This window comes from Pseudomonas sp. 91RF, assembly GCF_003576265.1.
Taxonomy (GTDB): domain Bacteria; phylum Pseudomonadota; class Gammaproteobacteria; order Pseudomonadales; family Pseudomonadaceae; genus Aquipseudomonas; species Aquipseudomonas kribbensis.
The window spans coordinates 167145-189263 of sequence record NZ_QWFC01000024.1 but is presented as its reverse complement, the minus strand read 5'-3'; the positions used below and the strand labels follow the sequence as shown (position 1 = coordinate 189263).

General features: G+C 61.6%; 14 protein-coding genes. 7 read left to right on the top strand and 7 right to left on the bottom strand.

The genetic code is table 11. The features are described 5' to 3' along the window. Positions 1 to 7 precede the first annotated feature (7 nt). Entirely contained in the window at positions 8 to 673 is a 666-nt protein-coding gene (locus DXT77_RS12090; protein WP_119427766.1) for a DsbA family oxidoreductase, read from the bottom strand. 50 nt (positions 674 to 723) lie between these two features. Beyond that, entirely contained in the window at positions 724 to 1758 is a 1035-nt protein-coding gene (locus DXT77_RS12085) for an alpha/beta fold hydrolase (protein WP_119427765.1), read from the bottom strand. 210 nt (positions 1759 to 1968) lie between these two features. Here DXT77_RS12085 and DXT77_RS12080 point away from each other — a divergent pair, with 210 nt between their 5' ends. Further along, positions 1969 to 7524, top strand: coding sequence for a dermonecrotic toxin domain-containing protein (locus DXT77_RS12080; protein ID WP_119427764.1), 5556 nt, complete (start codon positions 1969 to 1971; stop codon positions 7522 to 7524). 39 nt (positions 7525 to 7563) lie between these two features. Here DXT77_RS12080 and metE read toward each other — a convergent pair whose 3' ends face one another. Further along, on the bottom strand, positions 7564 to 9876 hold the full coding sequence (metE, locus tag DXT77_RS12075) for a 5-methyltetrahydropteroyltriglutamate--homocysteine S-methyltransferase (protein ID WP_119427763.1): 2313 nt from the start codon (positions 9874 to 9876) through the stop codon (positions 7564 to 7566). A 111-nt stretch (positions 9877 to 9987) separates the two neighbouring features. Between metE and metR the strand changes: the two genes are divergently transcribed. Then, positions 9988 to 10905, top strand: coding sequence for a transcriptional regulator MetR (gene metR, locus DXT77_RS12070; protein ID WP_085709456.1), 918 nt, complete (start codon positions 9988 to 9990; stop codon positions 10903 to 10905). Here metR and DXT77_RS12065 read toward each other — a convergent pair. The 4 genes from DXT77_RS12065 to DXT77_RS12050 form a co-directional block, all read right to left on the bottom strand. After that, on the bottom strand, positions 10889 to 11419 hold the full coding sequence (locus DXT77_RS12065) for a GNAT family N-acetyltransferase (protein WP_119427762.1): 531 nt from the start codon (positions 11417 to 11419) through the stop codon (positions 10889 to 10891). The two genes, metR and DXT77_RS12065, sit on opposite strands and share 17 nt — an antisense overlap. A 2-nt stretch (positions 11420 to 11421) precedes the next feature. Next, the gene (locus DXT77_RS12060; RefSeq protein ID WP_119427761.1) at positions 11422 to 12060 is read right to left on the bottom strand and encodes a LysE family translocator; all 639 of its coding nucleotides are present in this window, start codon (positions 12058 to 12060) and stop codon (positions 11422 to 11424) included. 23 nt (positions 12061 to 12083) lie between these two features. Further along, positions 12084 to 12518, bottom strand: coding sequence for an NUDIX domain-containing protein (locus DXT77_RS12055; RefSeq protein WP_119427760.1), 435 nt, complete (start codon positions 12516 to 12518; stop codon positions 12084 to 12086). A 72-nt stretch (positions 12519 to 12590) separates the two neighbouring features. After that, positions 12591 to 13946 carry an HD domain-containing phosphohydrolase gene (locus tag DXT77_RS12050; RefSeq protein ID WP_119427759.1) on the bottom strand — a complete coding sequence of 452 codons (1356 nt, stop codon included), beginning with the start codon at positions 13944 to 13946 and terminating at the stop codon, positions 12591 to 12593. A 248-nt stretch (positions 13947 to 14194) separates the two neighbouring features. Here DXT77_RS12050 and DXT77_RS12045 point away from each other — a divergent pair, with 248 nt between their 5' ends. Genes DXT77_RS12045 through DXT77_RS12025 form a run of 5 tightly spaced genes read left to right on the top strand, consistent with a single transcriptional unit; the run spans position 14195 to position 22119 of the window. After that, positions 14195 to 16069: a bifunctional diguanylate cyclase/phosphodiesterase gene (locus DXT77_RS12045; RefSeq protein ID WP_119427758.1), complete on the top strand. Its 1875-nt coding sequence runs from the start codon at positions 14195 to 14197 to the stop codon at positions 16067 to 16069. Next, positions 16066 to 17940, top strand: coding sequence for a bifunctional diguanylate cyclase/phosphodiesterase (locus DXT77_RS12040; protein WP_119427757.1), 1875 nt, complete (start codon positions 16066 to 16068; stop codon positions 17938 to 17940). The genes DXT77_RS12045 and DXT77_RS12040 overlap by 4 nt, the downstream gene beginning before the upstream one ends. Continuing rightward, positions 17937 to 18905 carry a cytochrome-c peroxidase gene (locus tag DXT77_RS12035; RefSeq protein ID WP_119427756.1) on the top strand — a complete coding sequence of 323 codons (969 nt, stop codon included), beginning with the start codon at positions 17937 to 17939 and terminating at the stop codon, positions 18903 to 18905. Before DXT77_RS12040 ends, DXT77_RS12035 begins: the two co-directional genes overlap by 4 nt. After that, positions 18905 to 20719, top strand: coding sequence for a DAHL domain-containing protein (locus tag DXT77_RS12030; protein ID WP_119427755.1), 1815 nt, complete (start codon positions 18905 to 18907; stop codon positions 20717 to 20719). Before DXT77_RS12035 ends, DXT77_RS12030 begins: the two co-directional genes overlap by 1 nt. Next, on the top strand, positions 20716 to 22119 hold the full coding sequence (locus tag DXT77_RS12025) for an ATP-binding protein (RefSeq protein ID WP_119427754.1): 1404 nt from the start codon (positions 20716 to 20718) through the stop codon (positions 22117 to 22119). Before DXT77_RS12030 ends, DXT77_RS12025 begins: the two co-directional genes overlap by 4 nt.

The window sequence follows — 22119 nt, the reverse complement described above, 5'->3', positions numbered from 1 at the left end:
CGCGGCCTCAATTCACCGTGCCGCCCTTCGCCTCGCTCATGATCTGCCGGATCGCCCCGACAAAGGTGTCCACCGGTTGCCCGCCAGTCACCGCGTATTGCCCGTTGAACACCACGGTCGGCACCGAACTCACGCCCCGCGACAGCCACAGTTGTTCTTCCTTGCGCACGTCGCTGGCGAACTCGTCGGACGCCAGAATCGCCTCGGCACGCTGTCGGTCCAGCCCCACGCTCTCGGCAATCTGCGCCAGTTGCGAGTGATCGGACGGGTTGCCGCCGTCGGTGAAATACGCCTTGAACAGCGCCTCTTTCAACGGCAACTGCAAGCCCTCCTCGCCCGCCCAATGCAGCAGCCGATGCGCATCGAAGGTGTTGTAGATGCGGCTGTTGGAATCGGTGCGGAAGGCGAAACCGACATCGGCGCCACGGGCGCGTATCACTTCACGGTTCTTCTGTGACTGCTCCGGGGTCGAGCCGTATTTTTCCTGGATATGCTCGCCGATGTTCTGCCCTTCGGCGCCCATCTTCGGGTTCAGCTCGAACGGCTGGAAACGGATCTCGGCCTGCACCTCGTCACGCAGAATCTCCAGCGCCCGCAGCAAACCGTACAGACCGACGACGCACCACGGGCAGGACACGTCGCTGACAAAATCGATTTTCAGGGCAGAACTCATGACACACCTCGCGCGTTCAATCGGGGTCAAAGACCTGCACGATACACCCGCTAGAGCAGGTTGCGCTCGCCCACCGGTTCGATCTGCGCCCAGTGCGAGGTGTCTTCACGGTGTTGCTGCAAATACGGCAACACCGCCGCCAGCAACGGCGCCTTGAACGCCTCCTGGAAACGGTGGGCCAGACCCGGAATCAGCTTCAACTGGCTGCCGCGAATGTGCGCCGCCAGGTGTACGCCGTGCATCACCGGCAGCAACGGATCGGCGGTGCCGTGCACCACCAGGGTCGGCACTCGCAACTGATTGAGCAGCGCCACCCGGCTCGGTTCGGCGAGGATCGCCATGATCTGGCGCTTCACGCCTTCGGGGTTGAACGCCCGGTCATAGGCCACCGCTGCCTGATGCAACAGCATCTGACGATCATCGGTAACCATCGGGCTGCCCAGCGCCGCCAGCAGATCCGCTTGCTGCTCCAGCGCCACTTCGCGATTGGGTGCGCCGCGCCGCGACAGCAATTGCACCAGTGCCGCGCTCGGTGCCGGCAAACCTTCGGCACCGGAGCTGGTCATGATCAGCGTCAGGCTCTCGACCCGTTGCGGCGCCATGGCTGCCAGGTGCTGGGCGATCATCCCGCCCATGCTCGCGCCGAGCACGTGGAATTGCTCGACGTGCAACGCGTCCATCAGGCCCAGCGCATCGTCGGCCATGTCGGTCAGGCTGTAAGGCGCCGCCACCGGCAGACCGAGTTTGTAGCGCAGCACTTCAAACGTCAGGTTGGCCTCGGCCGGTGCCTGGCGCCAGGTCGAAAGACCGACGTCGCGGTTGTCATAGCGGATCACCCGGAAACCCTGCTGACACAGGGCGATCACCACCTCGTCCGGCCAGTGGATCAACTGCCCGCCCAGCCCCATCACCAGCAACAATGCCGGATCCGACGCACGACCGATGCTCTGGTACGCCAGGCTCACCTGTGCCAGATCGACCCGTTCGGTCGGTACATTGACATCACAACGCGACGCCGCAGAAGACGCCGGAACGAAAAAAACCGCGGCCAACAACGCCGCGATTGCAAAAATTCCCTTGAACATGAAAAACACCGAAACGCAGAACCCCAGTAGAGCGCGAGTCTGATGAAGCTTGTTCAAGCGCGCTGCCACAGTTCGATGACAGTTTGATGAAGAGTGCCGAGCGGTCATGGGCGATAGCGATAACTATGTAACGCCGTCGCCTGTGGTTTTCTCCTTTCAATGATCGGCAGACGGAGCGGATCTCCTGCTCCCCTCGCGAACCTGTTGACCATGTCCGAAAGCATTTTTACCGAACACTTCCCGCCGGCACCGCAGGTCTGGCCGGCATCTCAGCCCTTGCCGCAGAACATTGACAGCGCCCTGCTGCATGACGCTACGACACGTTCGCGCAACGCCAGTGAGGCGTTGCGCGAGTTGTTGGCCGGTGTGCCTTCCATCCGTGCCTCGCTGACTGATCTGCTCGAGCGCGAACTGGATCTGGGAGAACCGGATGCAGGCCTGCGCTTCTCGGCAATAGATGCGCATCCCGAACAATTTGTCGGGTTTGCATCGATCCTGGCGTTTATCTATCAGAGAGATCGGCCTGACATGACACTGGACCGCCATGCAGAAGTGGTCGGTCTGGACGCAAACCATCTGCTGAATGCCCTCACCCCACAGCAACTGCTGACCCGAATCAAGAGACTCGATCCGTCGAAAGAACTCGACCGGCGCTGGAACTCGTATTGGGCTGCGCGCGCCCCCGGTACGCCACACTCGCGCCGCGAGCACGCCGGCAGGTTGTACCTCGCGCATCTCGAAGCAGCGGCGCAAGTCGCTCTGGCTCAGCGCTCACTGACCGAGGATCAGTTACAGCCATTGTGGCGGCTGATGGACGACACCTCCCCTGAACCGCGTCTGGAGAATCAACCGATACACGGTGAGCGACTGGAACTGGTGTTCGACAACCAATGCCGGAGCCGTTTGCCCGGCGCGTGGGTGATCAGTGTCGGTGAGCGGCAACCTGCGCGGCAATTACTGTACTTACCGCATAGGTCGGTGTCCTTGCAGTCTTTCGCCAACCGCAGCGACATGGAGTCATGGCTGCGTGCCCAGCCGCTTGTTCAGCAGGAATTGTCCGCCTCAAGGATTCACTTTGAATACAGCAGCGGCACCCTGCCATTGAGCTGTGGCATGAGTGAGTGGTTAAGCCGGATGCAGGAGGCTCGACTCAGCACCTTGCGCCAGAGTCCGGACAGCTCGCTGGATCTGGTTGAACAGGGAATCCGGGCACTGGTTCCGGCCGATCGTGTGGATCGCCAGCACAGCATCGCCGGAGCACTGGCGTTACCTCCCCTGTTGCCGACGCCGATGCCTTCGTTGCCTGAGGATGAGTCCCCCCTGTTTGGTGCACTGTTCGCTGATATCCCCTGGGGAGTGCGTCAGACAACGCTGTTGCGACAACAGAACGCGCTGCAAGACCGGGCGAACCAGGCCGGCGAAGAAGGGCAACGAACGCTCGACGTTTTACTCCGGCGCATGGAAGAGGCCGAGCAGATGGCGGATGTGGCCGCTCAAGCACTGATCTACCGTGAACGGGTACTGGACACCGTCACGTTCAATCGCGAGTTCACCGCGCTTCATCAGGCACACAAAACCGCTCTGCTCGCCGAAGCCGGGTTGCAGCAGACACTTGGGCAATTGAGTGAGGATCAACGGCGGGCAATCGAATCGGCACTGAATGACGTCAGCGACAGCAAAACCGACCAGTGCACGGCCGAAATCTCGCTCGCGATGCACGAGCAGTCAGGTTCATCGACCCGAGAACAGACGCTCGGCGGTCCTTTGGTCATCACTCATCCGAAGGTTCTGTCGGAGTCGGCCGCGCTGTACGGCCTGTTGCTGTACTGGCCCGGAAGCGGGGGCGGCCTGCGACAGTTCGATAACCGACGCGAACTGGAGCGTGAGCTGTTCAAGATTCAGGAACAGGACACAGTGCTGACTCTGCACCTGAAGCGAATCTCCGGCGATCCCCTGCAACATGCCCTGAATCAGGTAACCCACGACTTCGAGGAGCGAGTGGGCACGATCCGTCAGCGACTCGCGCAATCACCCTCGGCGCAGCAGGCCGAACATCTGGAAGCCGTGCGCCTGCAATACCGGTCTGCACTGCAAGTCCCCGTAAACGCTGCTCTGCGTCTGGCCGCCAGCCATTTGCGCGAGCAACGCACCAGCACCTCCATGGCTGCCCGCCTGCCGGGCTGGTTGAGCGATCTGCCCGGTGCTGACCGAAGCAGACTCAGGTGGCAGATCGAGGCGTACATCAAGGCCATGCAACAGAGCCAGACATTGATGTCGACGGCCCTGCCGCCCCGTGAGGATTTCACCCGACAGCACTTGCATGCGCGCCTGCGCAGGGACTTTTCGGTCAAAGGTCACTTCGCCGTTCGACTGGACCTGCCTGACTCGGTCGCCATGGAAAGGCATACGATCAGTGCGCCCGGAGCGCCTGGTACACCCCAGAAGCTCGAACTGGTTCCGGGCAAGGCGCGCAGCATGATGACCCTCGAAGACCTGGCTCAACACAACATCGACAATACGCCGTCGATGAGCCTGGAACCGCTGCTGCTGCGCATGAGTTTCATGACCGTGCAAGTGAGTGCTGGCGACGAGAAAGAACGTCAGATCCTGACCACCGGCATCACAAAGGACTATCTGCGCAAGACCCTGCCGGAACTGGATCTGCCCAAGGCCTACGAAACCCTGATTCGCAAGGTGTTCATGGGCTCGAACGATGACCTGCCGTTCGTCAACGATCATCGCCGCGAATGCTTGCTGGAGCCCTGGCGATTGATGCTCAGGCTGCAGGGCGAATGCGCTCGTCTGCAAAACCGTATCGGCGCGCAGGATCTGCAAATCCTCGAGACCGCCATCGATGCCGACACACCCTTTGCCTGGCGTGTGAACAACCGGCACATCGTCTTGTTGCCCGCTCTGCTCGTCTCAGGCGGCAAGGACACGCCAAACGAAGGTCCGGTCACGCTGTCCGGTGTGAGCTTCATCCAGGAACAAGTCAGTGGAGCGACGTTGCTGTACCTGACCGACAGCCCCGATGGGCAATCCCTGCGTCGTTATGACAGTCTGGAAGCGGCGCGCAAGGCGCTGTTCAGCCTGTGCGTGCAGGAAAAATGGTCGCGCTGGCTGGCCGGTCGGGCTGTGGAGGGCGACGCACAGGCCCACGAGCACCGTATAGGTCAGGCCGTGCTCAAGCACTTCGACACCTTGATCGGAGTGGGCGAACGCTGGCCGGCCACGACCTCCCTGGCCGCGCACTTGCTCGATGCGCAAATGGGGCGACTGATCCAGGCCCATCGCAGCACCTCTCGCTCCAATGCCGACTTGTTCATGGAGCGTGCTGCGCGGAGCGGCTCGCATCTGTTTACCTGCATCAAAATGGCCTTGGGACTCGTGCCGTTTGTCGGTACGGCCATAGGCCTGTACGACGCCTGGAACAGCGCCAATCAGGCCGTGGCGGCTTTTTTGCGCGGCGCTGCGGGTGACGGGCTGGCCGAAATCGAAGCGTTGCTGTTGGCGCTGATCGACGCAGCGATGGATATCCTGCCCACGGTAGGCGCAGGGAGCGGCGCCGCTTCGCTGACCAGCACTCGTCAATTGCGCAGACTGGCCAGCAGCCCCGCCGCATTGCAGGCAACCGACGGGCGAGAGGCAAGACACTTGAAGGCACGATTCGCTGGCTACGAGCACCAGCAGCCGGTTTTCCTGAGCGGCCTGCAACCGGCCAGTGCAGGGCTGTTTCGCAACGTCTACCGACATGCCGACGGCGATTTCGTTGTGCGTCAGGGACAGATCTATCAGGTGGAGCTGAGCAAGGACTCACGAGGCTGGCGCCTGGCAGGCAACTCGCAGAAAACCTACAAGCAACCCATCGCCCTGGATGAGGCTGGAAACTGGGACACTCATTTCGGTGTGTACGGAACGACATTCGACGGAGGCGGAGCCGGAGGTGGCAACGTGGCCGGACACCTCGCCGATGCACTGGATCCGGTCTGGCCCATGAGCATCCGGCAACGCCTGCCACGCTGGTGGGCCGACCGGGTGTTTCGCCGCCAGCAGCAGTTGACCCAGGTGACCGATGACCTTGCAAGGCAGATCGACACCCGATTCGCCGAGAGTCATGCAGCCATCACCCGCTACAACGATGCCCCACTCGACCTGCGTCCGGGCTTGCGAGCCGCCGCCGATACAGCCTGCATCGGCGATATCGAGATAGCCAGCCGTCGGTACCGACTGCTGACCGATCTGCTGCCCCTGACCCATGGCAACAAACGACGCAAGGTCATCGAATGCATGAGCCTCGATGCGTGGAAGGTGGCTGATCGTCTTCAGTTACGCGTTCATCACGTCAATCATCAGGTCAGCCCGCTGCTGGACCGGATCGACCCACTGATCGAACGTCTGACCGAGCTGCCGGGAAACTTGCCCGGCGAACACATCTCCCTTCACCGGGAAATTCGCGGATTGCGCCTGGAAACGCTGCAAAGAACCGAAGAGATCGAAGGCCTGATGCGCGATCTCAACCACTGGTACGAGCGCATCAGCCTTCCTCGGGACAAAGCGCAAATGCGAGCAGAAGTCGAGGGTCTGAACAGACGCCTGAGCGACAGTAACCTGCTCTACCTCAAGACCGGCAGTCTTCTGGAAATCGTCCAGTGCTACGACAACCTCGGCGAAGTGTCCTGGCATTTTCTGCAAAACCAGGCACGGGAGCTGCGCGCCAGGATGGACCGGGCCCTCTACACACAGTTCAGCCTGCCAGAGGCCGGCGCCACCCGGGGCCAGCGCAACCAGATCCTGCAGGACTGCCTCGACACTTATGCGCAGTTTCGGCGAGCCATGACCGTATGGACGGCCAGCTACTCCCAACACTTTTACATGGATGACGTCCCGGCCCTGCTGGCCGGTATCGAAAAAATGGCCGAACGCGCCCGCAAGACCCTGGAGCTGCCGACGGTTGTCGGACCCACCGGGCGCAGCAACAAAAGGATCTTCACCACCGAAGACGATCAGTTGCTGATCGGTGTCGAACATTGGGAGTCGACCACCCGGACGCGCCGCTATCATCTGACCGGCAAGGGCGGTGTCGAGGAGATCTGGGAACAGGGCAGCAACGGCAAATATCGCCTGTTGAGCACGCCTGCCCGACCACCGTCGCCCATGGAGCGGGATCTGGGCGCACTGGTGGCAGAGGCACGCACCCGTCTGGATCGATTGCCGGCGTACGAGGTCAAGGTAAATGCCCATGCCCGGCAGGACATGCTCCCGGTCGATCTGGAGCACATGATGGTCAGCGAAGCTGACGAGCTGATACGCCGGGCACAGGGAATCGGGCAGATCGACAGGCAGAACCCGCTCATCGCCACCCTGCGAGGCAAAGCGACCGAGCTGCGGATCCGAGGACGACAAATGCGTACCCGTCAGTCACTGAGCAGCAAGCATCCAACCGATGGCATGCTCGACGATCTGATCGGACAGAACGCAGTGGACGTCCGCAAGATCGCCCCTTTGAAAAACCTCGGCAAACGCAAGGACGGTCGCATCGATTATCTGCAGGAGTACGAAGTCCGTGACCTGACCCAGGCACCACCAAAACTGCTGTGGTACGCCCACTTCCACTACTCAAAGGCGACACCGGGTTTTCGCGAATTCGAAAAAGCCCATTTGAAGCTGCCCGAACACCGGTCACTGACCCACGCCGACGATCCTTCCCTGCCCCATGCCGACATCGGCAAACGCTCATCGGTACTGACCCATTTCGAGAATCTGTGAAACCGAACGGGGGAGCGATCAATCCGCTCCCCCGTTTTGTCAGGCCAACTGACTGCGCAACTGCCGTGCTGCCGCAACCATATTGACCAGCGCCGCTTCGGTCTCCGGCCAGGCACGGGTCTTCAATCCGCAATCGGGGTTGACCCACAACCGCGCTGCCGGAATCCGTTTCACGGCCTTGCTCATCAGCTTGACCATTTCCGCCGTGTCCGGCACCCGTGGCGAGTGGATGTCATAGACACCCGGGCCGATATCGTTCGGGTAGTCGAACGCTTCGAAGGCATCGAGCAATTCCATGTCCGAACGCGAGGTTTCGATGGTGATCACGTCGGCGTCCATGTCGGCAATCGCCTTGATCACGTCGTTGAATTCGCTGTAGCACATGTGGGTGTGGATCTGGGTTTCGTCCTTCACGCCCGAGGCGGTCAGGCGGAACGCTTCCACCGCCCAGTCCAGATATTCCTGCCATTGCGCACGGCGTAGCGGCAAGCCTTCGCGGAACGCGGCTTCGTCGATCTGCACGATTTTGATCCCGGCGTTTTCCAGATCCACCACTTCATCCCGCAGGGCCAGCGCCAGTTGCTGCGCCTGAACCTTGCGCGTCACGTCTTCGCGGGGGAACGACCACATCAGCATCGTCACCGGGCCGGTCAGCATGCCTTTCATGACCTTGTCGGTCAGGCTCTGGGCGTAGCTGATCCAGTCGACGGTCATGGCGTTCGGACGGCTCAGGTCACCGTAGATCACCGCCGGTTTCACGCAACGGGAACCGTAGCTCTGGACCCAGCCGAAGCGGGTGAACAGATAGCCGTCGAGCTGCTCGGCGAAGTACTCGACCATGTCGTTGCGTTCGGCCTCACCGTGCACCAGCACATCCAGGCCCAGACGCTCCTGGACTTGCACCGCATGGCGGATTTCGCTGCGCATGGCGTCGTGGTAATCGTTGGCCGACAGCTTGCCCTGCTTGAACGCCTGACGGGCCAGACGGATCGAACCGGTCTGCGGGAACGAGCCGATGGTGGTGGTCGGGAACGCCGGCAATTTCAAACGTGCCTGTTGCGCAGCGATGCGCTTGGCGAACGGCGAATGACGCTGGCTGTCGCGGGCGTTGATCGCGTCGATCCGCGCCTGCACATCGGCCTTGTGAATACGCGGCGAGCGGGCGCGGCTTTCCTGAATGGCGCGGCTTTCGGCCAGTGCGCTTTGCACTTTCGGTGCTTGAGGATCGTTCAGCGCATCACGCAGCACGGAGATTTCGGCGCACTTCTGCACGGCGAATGCCAGCCAGCTTTTCAATTCCGGATCGAGCTTGTCTTCACGCTCGACATCCACCGGACTGTGCAGCAACGAGCAGGAACTGCTGACCCACAGATTGTCGCCAAAGCGCTCCTGCGCCGGTTGCAACTGCGCCAGTGCCTGCTCCAGCTCGCAGCGCCAGACGTTGCGGCCGTTGACCAGACCCACCGAAAGAATCTTGTAAGTCGGCAGACGATCCAGCACCTGACCGAGCTGATCCGGCGCACGCACGGCATCGATGTGCAGGCCTTGCACCGGCAGGCCCACGGCCAGGCCGAGGTTGTCTTGCAGACCGCTGAAATAGGTCGCCACCAGTTTCTTCAGCGGCGAGTACTGAAGGATGTGATAGGCGCGTTCGAAGGCGTTTTTCCAGGCCTGCGGCAGATCGAGAGTGAGGATCGGTTCGTCGATCTGCACCCACTCCACACCCTGTGCAGCAAGCCGCCCGAGGATTTCGTTGTACACCGGCAGCAGGCGTTCCAGCAGGTCGAGCTTGTCGAAATCGTTGCCTTTCGCCTTGCCCAGCCACAGGTAAGTCAGCGGGCCGATGATCACCGGTTTGACGTTATGACCGAGGGCTTTGGCTTCTTCGACTTCATCGAACAGCTGTTCCCAGCTCAGCTTGAACGACTGATCCGCGGTGAACTCCGGGACCAGGTAGTGGTAGTTGGTGTCGAACCACTTGGTCAGCTCTTGTGCATATTGGGTTTTGCCGTGCTCACCGCCGCAGCAGGACGCCGTGGCGCCCCGGGCCATGGCAAACAGGGTGTCGAGGGTCGGCAGACCGCGTTCATTGCGCACACCATCGAAGCGCTCCGGGATCACACCGAAGGTCAGCGAGTGAGTCAGCACCTGGTCGTACCAGGCGAAGTCGCCGACCGGCAGCAAGTCGATGCCGGCGCCCTTCTGCAGTTGCCAGTGCCTGGCGCGCAGCTCGCGGCCGACCTTGTTCAAGGCCGACTGATCGAGATCGCCTTTCCAGTAGGCTTCGAGGGCTTTTTTCAGTTCGCGGTCGGCGCCGATGCGCGGGAAACCAAGGGTGTGGGCCACGGCCATGTCGAGTGTTCTCCATTGCGTAAAAGATGGCGCCATTGTCGACAGCCGAAGCAACATGAGACAAACTCAACCTTTTCGTGTTGATCACAAATTTTCCTCATGGAGCCTGTGGTGCTTGAAATCCGTCACCTGAAAACCCTGCATGCCCTGCGCGAAGCCGACAGCCTGGTGGATGCAGCCGACCGCCTGCACCTGACCCAGTCGGCGCTGTCCCACCAGTTCAAGGAACTGGAGGAGCGCATGGGCATGCCGTTGTTCGTGCGCAAGACCAAACCGGTGCGCTTCACCAGCGCCGGCCTGCGCCTGCTGCAACTGGCCGACGCGACCCTGCCGCTGCTGCGCGCCGCCGAACGGGACATCGGGCGTCTGGCCGGGGGCACCGCCGGGCGTCTGCACATGGCCATCGAATGCCACAGTTGCTTCCAGTGGCTGATGCCGACCATCGACCAGTTCCGCGATGCCTGGCCGGAAGTCGAACTGGACCTTGCTTCGGGTTTCTCGTTTGCACCGCTGCCAGCGCTGGCCCGAGGCGATCTGGATCTGGTGGTGACCTCCGACCCGCTGGAAATTGCCGGCATCACTTATGTGCCGCTGTTCACCTACGAAGCCATGCTCGCGGTCGCCAACCAGCACGCCTTGGCGAGCAAACCGTACATCGTCCCCGAAGACTTGCTGACGGAAACCCTGATCACTTATCCGGTTGAGCGCGACCGCCTCGATATCTTCACCCGCTTCCTCGAACCCGCCGACATCGAACCGGCGCAAGTGCGCACCTCGGAACTGACGGTGATGATGATGCAACTGGTAGCCAGCGGCCGTGGCGTGTGCGGCATGCCGCACTGGGCGCTGCATGAATACAGCTCGCGGGGTTACGTGAAGGCCAAGCGCCTGGGGGAAAAAGGTCTGTTTGCGACGCTGTACGCGGCGATCCGTGCCGACATGCTCGACGCGCCGTACATGCGCGATTTCCTGCTGACGGCCAAGGACACCTCGTTCTCGACCCTGGATGGGGTCAGCGCGGTTCGTTGAGGCTGGCGGATGGCAGCAAAGGCGCGCACCACATGTGGATCTTGTCGAAGTAGTCCTCACCGACCCGAACCGCCATCGGTTCCAGACCGAACTGGATAAAGCCGCAGCGCTGGTACAGCTTGAACGCCGCGTCATTGCCGGCAGTGACGGTCAGTTGAATGACTTTCAACGCCGGATGCTGCTGCGCTTCCCCCAGCACCGCCTCCATCAACTTCAGGCCCAGCCCGCGCTGACGAAATTCAGCCGACACATACATGCCGAATACCGTTGCCTTGTGCCGGGCCTTTTCCCGAGGCTCGAACGCCAGGCCGACGATCCCCGCCAGGCGGCCTGCTTCGAACGCGCCAAACACCGCGTCGAGCTTGTTGGTCAGGCGCGACTCCCACCAGCTCAGCGGCATCGCCGCGCGCTCGCGCACGCTGGAGGTGAAGGCCTGCGGATGCCGGTCGTAAGCCTCCAGCATCAATTCCCGATAGGCCAGCGCATGACTGGCATCCAGCCGTTCGATCCACATGCTCAAGCTGCCTTGCGCTGCTCAAGAATCAGGCGCACCGCCAGGCCGCCGAGCACGAAGCCCATGAAATAACGCTGCGCCGCCAGCCACGTCGGATTGTTGGCGAACCACGAGGCAATGCCCGCCGCCGACAGCGCGATCAACAGGTTGACGCTGAAACTGACGCTGATCTGGGTCAGGCCGAGGATGATGCTCTGGCTGAATACCGAGCCGTGTTCCGGCGTGATGAACTGCGGAAACACCGAGAGGTAGAACACCGCGATCTTCGGGTTCAGGGCGCTGGTGAGAAAGCCCATGGTGATGAGTTTGCGCGACGAGTCCGCCGGCAATGCCTGCACTTCGAACGGCGAACGCGCACCGGGTTTCACCGCTTGCCAGGCCAGCCACAGCAGGTACAGCGCGCCGGCCCACTTCAACACTTCATAGGCCATCGGCACCGCGAGAAACACTGCCGTCAGACCGGCCGCCGCCGCAAACATATGCACGAAGAACCCGGCCACCACGCCGAGCAGCGACGTGACCCCGGCCTTGCGCCCCTGACAGATCGAACGGGAGATCAGGTAAATCATGTTCGGCCCCGGCGTCAGTACCATAAGCAATGCGGCAGCGGCAAAAATCAGCAGGTCTTGAAGCGGGATCATGACGAAGTCCTTTGTACGAATGATCAGGCGATCGCGGTCAGCGAGGCTCGATAAAACGGCAGGATCAGGTCACGTGTCAATGGGGCGAGAACCACATCGCCGTCGGTGGCCGGGTCAATCCAGATCACCTCTTCGATCTCGGCCGCCGGGAAGACTTCGGCGTCGATGGTCAGCTGAAAGATCTCGGCCTGCACGACGAATCCCGGCTCGTTGGCAGCCGGTGCCGAGAACTGACCGAGAAAACTCGCCTGCGCCGGCTCGATCACCAGGCCCAGCTCTTCCTCCAGTTCGCGGGCCAGCGCATGCACCGGCAGTTCATGGGCCTCAATCTTGCCACCCGGCTGCATGAACGCCACGGTACCGCGCTTGCGCACCAGCAGGGTCTGGCCTTCGGGGTTGAGCAGCAGCGCGGCGGCAATACGAATGATGCGGGGGGAAACAGCGGATACAGAGGTCATGGGTCAGCCACCGGCCTTGGGAAAAACCGCAAGGATCCCATGCCGGCCGCGCCAGCGTCACCTCGTACGGACTCAAGAACCGGCCAGCAGCCCCGCTTCGCCCTCCTCCGGGACTTTCACGAACACCTTGTATTTAGCCCCCTCCATGGCCTCGAAACTGATCAGTTTGTCCACCAGCAGCGCACTCAGCACCTTGCCGGCATTGAGCAGCAACATGCCGTTGTCGGCATTGAGGTTGCGCGCCAGGATCATCCCCGCCGCCAGCTCCCGGGTGCCCAGCACCTTGACGCTCGGATCGGTCAGGGTGATATCGCTGACCAGCGCGCAGACCTTGATGAAGTCCTCGATCAGCTCGGGATCATAGAGTCTGCCGGCGTACTGGCGCAGGTACAGCAACGCCTCGTCGCTGTTCATCTGCCGTTCGAGAATCAACCCGCGCTGCAACTCGACGAAATCCACCGCCAGTTTCAACAGCCGCGAGCCCAAGGGAATGGCCTCACCCTTGAGCCGATCGGGAAAGCCGCTGCCGTCCCAGTGTTCCTGATGGTGCAGGATCAGCCGCGCGGCATCCTTCATCGGGTCCAGGGTCATCAGCAGTGACTCGCTCTGTTTCGGATAACCCCGATAGCGGTCGCGGTCGGTGCTGTGCAACAGGTCCGAAGGGGTGGTCATCATGCTGTCGGTCCAGCTCAGCTTGCCGATGTTGTACAGCGCGGCGGCCATGGTCAGGTCGCGGCTGGCGGCTTCGTCCAGCCGATGCACCTTGCAGTAGCCGCGCACCAGTTCAATGATCTGCCGGTTGGTCTGCTTGGCCGGCGGCAGGCGCAGGTTGGCCAGCAGCGAGAACACTTCGGTGCCGGTCACATAGCTGTGCTTGAGCTCTTCGTAGGCCAGATCGAGCATGTCGGCGGTCTGCTGCAACTCGGCGGTACGGGCGCTGACATGTTTTTCCAGGGTGCTGTTGAGCAGCTTCAACTGATCGTTCTGCACCCGGGTCAGTTGCTCCAGGCGCTCGCGCTCACGGGCCAGATGCTGATGTTCCAGGGCCTGGCGCAGGATCAGCAGCATCTCCTCGTCGTTCCAGGGTTTGCTGATGTAGCGGTCGATCTGGCCTTCGTTGATGGCCTTGATGATCGCCGAAGGGTCGGCATAGCCCGTCAACATGATCCGCGTGGTCGACGGGTACAGCTGACGAACGCTGGCCAGGAGCGTGGCGCCGTCCATATTGGGCATCCGCGCGTCACTCATCACCAGATCGACCGGACGTTGCGCCAGCACTTCCAGCGCCTGGGCACCGCTGCTGGCGAGCAACACCTCATAGGGCTGGCCCCGCAGCAGACGGCGCAGGCTGTTGAGGATCGACTCCTCGTCATCGACCAGCAACACGGCAGGCCGATGGGCCGGAGTCGGGGCGGATTGCTCTTCCATGGCGAGGCCTCGCGAATGACGATGGACGTGGCAGGCGTGTCGACAGACCTCCTCACTTGCCCGCGCCTGAGTGACAGGCTAGATGATTTTTTCGCCGGGACCGCACAAATCATCGGGTAAGGCGAAGTACCCACAGGGCAACTATGCTCAAGTCGCTGGACGACACCATCCGCCTGCGCGCAGGCCTGTGATGAGGGGAAAAGGATGCTCCCGATGACGATCGTGCGTGAACTTGCGGGTATGGCGCCATGAGTGCGCCACCCGGACCCATCAATCGCCGTGTACTGATCGTCGACGATACCGCGTCGATCCACGACGATTTCGCGAAAATCCTCAAGCCATCCACGGTTGAAGACGACAGTCTGGGCGAAACCGAAAGCCTGCTGTTCGGTACCCCGCCCGGCGCGTCTGCCACACACAACGAAATTTTCGAACTGGATTCGGCCTTTCAGGGGCGCGAAGCACTGGACAAGGTCGAAGCCGCGCTGGCCGCAGGTCGCCCCTACGCCATGGCCTTCATCGACATGCGCATGCCACCGGGCTGGGACGGCCTGGAAACCATCGAGCGGCTCTGGCGGGTCGATCCCAAGCTGCAAGTGGCCCTGTGCACCGCTTATTCCGATTACTCCTGGGAAGAGATCGATCAGCGGTTGCCGCTGAATGATCGCCTGCTGATCCTGAAAAAACCCTTCGATGCGATCGAAATACGCCAGATGGCCAGCGCTCTGACGGTCAAATGGCAAATGACCGAAGACGCCGCACTGAAGATGAATCAGCTGGAACAAAAAGTGACCCTGCTGGCCCGCACGGACGGCCTCACCGGGCTGGCCAACCGCGCCACGCTGATCGAGCGTCTGCATCAGGCCTTCGCTGCCGCCCGCCGGGGGGCAGCGCCATTCTCGGTGTTTTACCTGGACCTGGATCACTTCAAACGGGTCAATGACACCCTCGGTCATCCGGTCGGCGACCTGCTGTTGCAGCAAGTGGCACAACGGATCAAGGCCGTGGTCCGGGAAAACGACGTGGTGGCGCGCCTGGGCGGCGATGAGTTCGCGATCCTGCAACTGGATGTCAGCGAACCGACACAGTCCGCCGCCATGGCCACCAAGATCCTTGAAACATTGCAGGCCCCCTACCAACTGGGCGGCAATGCCGTGCGCATTTCGGCCAGCATCGGCATCAGCGGCTACGCCCCTGCCAGCTTCGATGCCGACAGCCTGCTGGGGCAGGCCGACATGGCGCTGTACCGCGCCAAGGAGTCCGGACGCGATCAGTTTCACTTCCACTCGGAGGACATCACTCGGGAGGTCGCCGAGCGCATGGTCCTTGCCGAGGAGTTGACCACGGCCCTCACCCAGGGAGGACTGAAGCTCGATTACATGCCGGAAGTGGACCTGCACAGCGGCAGGATTCTCGGCATGGCTGCGCAGGTCAGTTGGCAACATCCCAGGCTTGGCCTGCTGCCGGCATCAGCCTTCGTTCCGGCGGCGGAAAAGACCGGCGCAATCATTCCTCTCGGACGCTGGATTCTGGATCACGCCTGCTGGCAGATGCACCAGTGGCAAAACGACGGGGTGGCGCCTCCGGTGATGGCGATCAAGATTTCCCTGGCGCAGCTCAAGTCCGGCCCCGAACTCATCTACGATGTGTTGCGCACCACGGCCCGTTGGGAACTGGCGCCATGGGACCTGCGCTTCGATGTCACCGAAGCCACCCTGGCCCAGACCCAATGGACCCACAACGATGCGTTGCCGCGCCTGCGCGAGCTGGGTGTGACCATCGCCATCGATGATTTCGGCACCGAATACTCATCGTTCGATTACCTGAAAACCTACCGGGTCAATCACCTCAAACTCGCCCAGTCCCTGATCGACAATGCGACCCGGGATGAAGACGGCGCCAACCGGCTGCGGGCGATCGTCAATTTCGCCCGGGACCTGGCCATCGACATCAGCGCCGAGGGCGTCCGGCCGGACGCTCAGGGCGCAGCCCTCGTGCCCGGCGCACCGTTGAAAAACGTGCAGGGCTTTTGCCTGAGCGCAGCGGTCAGCCCCGAGCAGGCCGCCCGACTGCTGAAGGACGCGAGCGCGGCCGCCCCGCTGCCCAGGGAGGATGAAGGATGAAAACGCCTTTTCCCCAGACTAACCGGCGCATTCTGATCGTCGACGATACGCCGGCGATCCATGCCGATTTCCGCAAGATCCTCGCCCCCGAGACGGCGGCTGAAGCGGATCTGAGTGGTCTTGAACAGGCGCTGTTCGGCACCCGCCAGTCGCCGCATCTGACCTTTCAGCTCGACTCCGCCTATCAAGGCCAGGAAGCGTTGAAGCTGGTGCAACACGCGCTGGACGAAGGTCGCCCCTATGCCCTCGCCTTCACCGACATGCGGATGCCACCCGGTTGGGACGGTCTGGAGACCATCGAAAAACTCTGGGAGGTCGATCCGAACCTGCAAATCGCCTTGTGCACCGCCTACTCCGACTACAGCTGGGAGGCCATGGCCGAACGGCTGGAATTCGGCGATCAGTTGCTGATCCTGAAAAAGCCGTTCGACACCCTGGAAATCCGTCAGATGGCCAATGCCCTGACCTGGAAATGGCAACTGGCCCAGGACGCGGCGCTGAAGTTGCTCAGCCTCGAGCAAACCATTGAGGCCCGGGTGCATGAGCTGCTCAAGGTCTCGCATCTGCTGCAATACGACAGCCTTACGGGCCTGCCCAACAGCACCTTGCTTGGTGACCGCCTGACTCAGTCGCTGGCCGCTTGCCGGCGCCATGACAAACAGCTGGTGGTGATGTTTCTCGGCCTGGACCGCTTCAAGCGCATCAACAATGCCCTGGGCCATCCGGCGGGCGACGAGATGCTCAAACGGGTCGGCCAGCAACTGCTGACCTGCGTGCGCGAATCGGACTCGGTGTTTCGCTATGGCTCCGACGAATTCGTGGTGATGCTCAGCGACATCAACCACCCGCAGCAGACCCGCAGCATCGCCGAAAAACTGCTGGCGGCCATCCGTGAGCCCCAGACGATTGTCGGTCACGACGTCAGTGTCACCGCCAGCGTGGGCATCAGCATTTATCCGGACGACGGGCTGGAAGCCATCGACCTGATCAAAAAAGCCGAGACGGCCATGCGCAATGCCAAGGAAAGCGGTCCGAACGAGATCGGTTTCTTCATCGAGGCCATGAACCAGCGCGCCCGGGAACAGCACGGCATCGAGTCGGGCATTCGCCTGGCCCTGCAACGGCACGAATTCGTCCTGCACTACCAGCCGAAAATCGATCTGGGCAGCGGCCGGGTGGTGGGCGCCGAGGCACTGGTACGCTGGCAGAAACCGGGGCATGGCTGGGTGTATCCATCGGAGTTCATCCCCGTGGCCGAAGACAGCGGCCTGATCGTGCCGCTGAGCAAGTGGGTGCTGGGTGAGGCGTGCCGTCAGACGCGGGACTGGCAACTAGCCGGGTTGCCGCCGATCCGCATGTCGGTCAACACCTCGGCCATCGACTTTCGTCAGCGCCTGTTTGTCGAGGGCATAGAACAGGTGCTCAAAGAGACCGGGCTGGATCCCGCCCTGCTGGAACTCGAGATCACCGAAGGCGTGCTGATGCAGAACGTCGACGCGACCATGAGCGCGTTGAACCGGCTCAAGGCCCTGGGCGTCAGGCTGGCCATCGATGATTTCGGCACCGGCTATTCCAGCCTGAGTTACCTGCGGCGGTTCCCCATCGATGTGCTGAAGATCGATCAGTCGTTCATTCGCGGCCTGAGCCATGACAGCAGCGATGCCGCGCTGGTCGGCGCGATCATCAGCCTGGGCAAGAGCCTGAACCTGAACGTCATCGCCGAAGGCGTGGAGACCGCACAACAACTGGCCTTTCTCAGGGCCCACGACTGCGAGGAAGGCCAGGGTTTCCATTTCAGCAAAGCCTTGCCGGCGGACGCCTTCGCCCGCCTGCTGGTGGCCGGGGTGCCTGGTCCCTGGAGCGTTGCATGAACACGCCGACGACATGCCCGTCGCTCAGTGTTTTGTTCCTGATGCTTCTCGCGCCCTGGGCCAATAGCGTTGCCGCGCCGCTGGACGAGCCACTGAAACCGCTGCCCGACATTCCGAAACAGGATCCGAAACGGGTCGAGCTGGGCCGCCGGCTTTTTCAGGATCCACGGTTATCGGTCAACAACACCCTGTCCTGCGCCAGTTGCCATCAACTGGACAAGAACGGCGCTGACAGCCGGGCCCTTTCCCTGGGCTTCGATGGACAAGCGGTGGCGGTCAACACCCCGACCGTGCTCAACGCCAGCCTCAATTTCCGCCAGTTCTGGGACGGTCGCGTGGAAACGCTGGAAGAGCAGACCAACGTCGTCATCACCAGCCCCCACGAAATGGGCAACGACTGGAACACTGTCGTACAACGGATCTCTGACGATTCCGGCTATCGCCAGTCTTTCAGTGCCGCCTACCCGGATGCCGTGACGAAAGCCAATATCCAGAACGCCCTGACGAGCTACGAGCGCACGTTGCTGACACCCGGCTCACGCTTCGATCAGTACCTGCTCGGCAACACCGAGATCCTGACCCTCGATGAGAAATACGGCTATCAGCGCTTCAAGGACTACGGCTGCATTGCCTGCCATCAGGGCGTAAACATCGGCGGCAACATGTATCAGAAGTTCGGGGTGTTCGGTGACTACATCGCCGATCGCGGTAACCCGACGCTGGCGGATCAGGGCCGGTTCAACGTCACCGGAGACGAAAACGATCGGGCCGTGTTCAAGGTGCCGAGCCTGCGCAATGTGGCACTGACCGCGCCGTACTTCCACGACGGCTCGGCGCCCACCCTCGAACGGGCCGTGGACGTGATGTTCCAGTATCAGTTGGGGCGCATGCCGAGCGAGGAAGACAAGGCGCTGATCATCGAGTTTCTCAAGACCCTGACCGGACACTGGGAGGACCAGCCATGATGACAACCGTCTCGGGGCGGCGCAGCCTGCTGTTGCTCAGCCTCCTGGCCGTATTGCTGGCCTCGATACTGGTGTTTCTGTACCTCAAGTCCAGTTCCGAGCAGACCACCACCTACACCGAATCCCGGGACCTGATCCGTCAGATCAAGCAACAGGATTCGCAGTGGGAAAGTGAAGTCCTCAAGGCCCGGGTGGCGATCACCCACAATTACGACCCGCTGGTCTCGCCGATGAACGAGATGAATCGCCTGTGGGCACGTTTCGAATCCATGGAATCCGGGCATGGGCGCGGCGAATCCACACAATGGGACCATGCCCACGAACGCTACCTGGACGCCATGCAGGAAAAAACCCGTCTGGTGGAGCAGTTCAAGTCGCACAACGCGTTACTGCGCAACTCCCTGGCGTTTCTGCCCAGCGCCGAAGATGACATTCAGGCACAACTGGCCAATCTGTCCGACCTCGACAAGATTCAATTGCAGAACATCGTCACCGACACCTATGACCTGTTGCTCAGCGCACTGGAGTTCGCCCAGGTCGCGTCTGACGACAAAGCCTCCGACATCGAGGTGGGCCTGAACAAACTGGCGGTGAACGCGCAACGCCTGCCGGCGGACTTTCAAACCCCGATCAGGATCCTGAGCAATCACATCGCCCTGATCCTGCGCGAGCAACCGATCGTCAATCGCCTGCTCGATCAGATCGAGTCGATCCCTGTGGCCGAGCGCCTGGACACCATCACCAACATGCTCGACCTGGATCAGCAACAGGCCGAACGAACCGACCAGAAATACCATTTCTACCTGCTGCTGTTTTCCGTCCTGCTGATGTTGTCGCTGCTGTGGCTGGCCATCCGCCTGATCCGCAGCTTTGCCGAAATCAACCGGGTCAATGCGGCCCTGCAAACCGCCAACGATGTGCTCGAACAACGGGTCGACGAGCGGACCCGCGAACTGAAGAACGTGCAGAGCGAGTTGCTCGACGCCGCACGACAGGCCGGCATGGCGGAAATCGCCACCAACGTGTTGCACAACGTCGGCAACGTGCTCAACAGCGTGAACATTTCCTCCGACCTGATCTCGCGAAAACTGCGCAGCAGCAAAGCCTTGGGGCTGGGCAAGGCGATGCAGTTGATCAACGAACACCCGGACGACCTCGGGTCGTTTCTGACCGAGGATGCCAAGGGCAAGCTGCTGCCCGGCTACCTCAACCAACTGGTGGGCGCCATCGCCCAGGAACAGCAGGAAATGGCCGACGAACTGGCGCAGATGAACAAGAGCGTCGATCACATCAAGGACATCGTCGCCACCCAGCAATCCTATGCCGGCGCCAACAGCATGACCGAACCGCTGTACATCAACGAACTGCTCGAAGATGCACTGCGCATGAACGCCGGGGCGCTGACCCGGCATCACGTCACGGTGTTCAAGGAATACGGCGACGTGCCCCAGGTAATGGGTGACAAGCATCGACTGCTGCTGATCCTGATCAACCTGATCAGCAACGCAAAGTACGCGATGTCCGACCTCAGCAACCGCCCGCGGACCATGACCCTGGGGGTGAAAATCGTTGATGACGGTTTTCTGGAGATCAGCGTCAAGGACGATGGCGAGGGCATCGCACCGGAGAACATGACGCGGATCTTTGCCCACGGTTTCACCACCCGCAAGGATGGCCACGGCTTCGGCCTGCACAGTTGCGCCCTGGCGGCCATCGAGATGAACGGCCATCTGACCGCCCACAGCGACGGGCCTGGCCTGGGCGCCCTGTTCACTTTGCAGATCCCGCTGATCACGGTAACGGAGAACGCATGAGCGAACTGTCGAACCGCCGCATCCTGCTGATCGACGACATGCCGTCGATCCACGAAGACTTTCGCAAGATCCTCACCCCGAACCGGGCGCAGTCGGCGGAACTGGACGAGATGGAGGCGGCCCTGTTCGGCGCCCCCGCCAAGCCCCGGCGGGCGATGTTCGAACTGGACTCGGCCTATGGCGGCGAGGAAGGCCTGGCCAAACTCAACCTGGCCCTGCAGGAGCAATGCCCCTACGCCCTGGCCTTTGTCGACATGCGCATGCCCGACGGTTGGGACGGAGCGAAAACCATCGAACAGTTGTGGCTGCAGGATCCGCAATTGCAGGTGGTGGTCTGCACCGCGTATTCCGATTATTCCTGGGATGAACTGCTGGATCGCCTGCACGCCCATGACCGGCTGCTGATCCTGAAAAAGCCGTTCGACAACATCGAAGTCCAGCAGATGGCCAACACCCTGCTGACCAAATGGCAGATGACCGAACGTGCATCATTGCAAATGCATCACCTGGAACATCTGGTGGACCAGCGCACCGCCCAGTTCAAGCAGGCCAGCGAAGCCTTGCAGCGAGAGATCGACGAACGCAAGCAACTGGAAGGCCAGTTGGTGCAGTCGGAAAAACTCGCCTCGCTGGGGCAACTGGCTGCCGGGGTCGCCCACGAAATCAACAATCCGATCGGCTTCATTTCCTCCAACCTCGGCACCCTCGACGGTTACTTCCAGCAACTGCTGGCCATGCTCGGCGCCTACCACTCAGCGGGGCAGGCCCTGGCTGCCGAGCCGGCTGCGCAGTTGCAACAACTGCGCGAGCACCTCGAAGTGGATTTTCTGCTGGAAGACATTCCGGTGCTGATCCGCGAATCCAAGGAAGGCATCGGCCGGGTCGGGCAGATCGTCAAGGACCTCAAGGACTTCTCCCGGGTCGATACCCAGCAACAATGGCAGTGGGCGAACCTGCAACAGGGTATCGAGTCGACCCTGAACATCGTCGCCAGCGAACTCAAGTACAAGGCCGATGTGGTCAAGGAGTATCAGGACCTTCCGGAGATCGAGTGCCTGCCCTCGCAGATCAATCAGGTCATCATGAACCTGGTGATCAACGCGGCGCAGGCCATGGGCGCCGAGCGCGGCACCATCACCTTGCGCACTGCGGTGCAGGGTGAGTCGGCGATCATCGAAGTGGCCGACACCGGCTCGGGCATTGCCCCCGAGACCCTGCAGAAAATCTTCGATCCGTTCTTCACCACCAAACCCGTAGGCCAAGGGACAGGGCTGGGCCTGTCCCTGTCCTATGGCATCGTGAAGAAACATGGCGGGGACATTTCGGTCAGCAGCACTTTGGGCACCGGCACCACGTTTCGCGTGCAATTGCCCTTGCGCCAGACCCGGCCTGCGGCCTGA